This window comes from Streptomyces sp. AC555_RSS877 (assembly GCF_019049245.1).
Lineage (GTDB): Bacteria > Actinomycetota > Actinomycetes > Streptomycetales > Streptomycetaceae > Streptomyces.
In genome coordinates this window covers 1-1,380 of sequence record NZ_JAGMUK010000138.1, presented here as the reverse complement: position 1 = coordinate 1,380, position 1,380 = coordinate 1, and the positions used below count along the sequence as shown (strand labels likewise).

Annotated in this window: 1 protein-coding gene; it reads right to left on the bottom strand. The window is 65.1% G+C overall.

Annotated features, from left to right (window positions below; genetic code table 11):
- Positions 1-39 precede the first annotated feature (39 nt).
- Positions 40-1,332, bottom strand: a complete 1,293-nt coding sequence (locus tag KUM49_RS37750) for an IS256 family transposase (RefSeq protein WP_374200251.1) — start codon at positions 1,330-1,332, stop codon at positions 40-42.
- Between the last annotated feature and the right edge of the window lie 48 nt (positions 1,333-1,380).

The window sequence follows — 1,380 nt, the reverse complement described above, 5'->3', positions numbered from 1 at the left end:
GGGTCTGTCAAACGAGCGGTGTAAATGGGGTTGTTGGGGTTACTGACGTGCTGCGGAGAGGCGGCCGTCGAAGGTGATGTCGAAGGAATTCAGTGCGGTCTTCCAGCGCATGGTCCAGCGGGCTTGTCCCTTGCCGGTGGGGTCCAGGGACATGATCGCCATGTAGACGCACTTCAACGCGGCCTGCTCGTTGGGGAAGTGTCCGCGGGCCTTGACCGCCCGCCGGATCCTGGCGTTGACGGACTCGATCGCGTTCGTCGTGCAGACGATGCGGCGGATCTCGGTGTCGAACCGGAGGAACGGCGTGAACTCCTCCCACGCATTCTCCCAGAGCCGCACGATCGCCGGATATTTCCTGCCCCAGGCGTCGGCGAACTCGGCGAACCGATCGAGTGCGGCCTCTTCGGTCGCCGCGGTGTAGACGGGCTTGAGGACACGCGCGATCTTGTCCCAGTCCTGGCGGGCGGCATAGCGAAAGGAGTTCCGCAGCAGGTGGACCACACAGGTCTGGACCGTGGTGCGGGGCCAGACGGCCTCGACCGCGTCGGGCAGGCCCTTGAGCCCGTCGCAGACCAGCATGAGGACGTCGTTCACACCGCGGTTCTTGATCTCGGTGAGGATGTGCATCCAGTGCTTGGCGCCCTCGCCGCCGTCGCCGGCCCACAGCCCGAGGATGTCCCGCCGGCCCTCGACAGTGACCGCCAGGGCCACGTAAATGGGCCTGTTGGCCACCGCCCCGTCACGGATCTTCACGTGGATGGCGTCAATGAAGATCACGGGATAGACGGCGTCGAGCGGTCGGCTCTGCCATTCGGCCATGCCCTCGAGAACCTTGTCGGTAATCGTGGAGATGGTCTGCCGGGACACCTCGGCTCCATAGACCTCGGCAAGGTGGGCCTGGACCTCACCGGTCGTCAGGCCCTTCGCCGCGAGCGAGATGACCATCTCGTCCACACCGGACAATCGCTTCTGCCGCTTCTTGACGATCCTCGGCTCGAAGCTGCCTTCCCGGTCGCGAGGCACGGCTATCTCGACCGGGCCGACGTCGGTGAGCACGGTCTTGGCGCGGGTGCCGTTACGGGAGTTGCCGCCGTTCTTCCCGGCCGGATCGTGCTTGTCATAGCCGAGATGGTCGGTGATCTCACCCTCGAGAGCGGACTCCAGGAGCCGCTTCGTCAGCTGCTGTAGCAGCCCGCCCTCGCCGGTCAGCTGAAGGCCCTCGGCCTGAGCCCGGCCCACCAGCTCGTCAATCAGCCGGTCGTCCACAGACTTCGCCGACGCCGCCTCAGACGGCTCGCCGGGTTCAACCTCGGTCACGTTGTCGCTGGTCATCGATGCATCTTCCATGATCGGGAGTTACACCGAACGTTTTACAGTCCC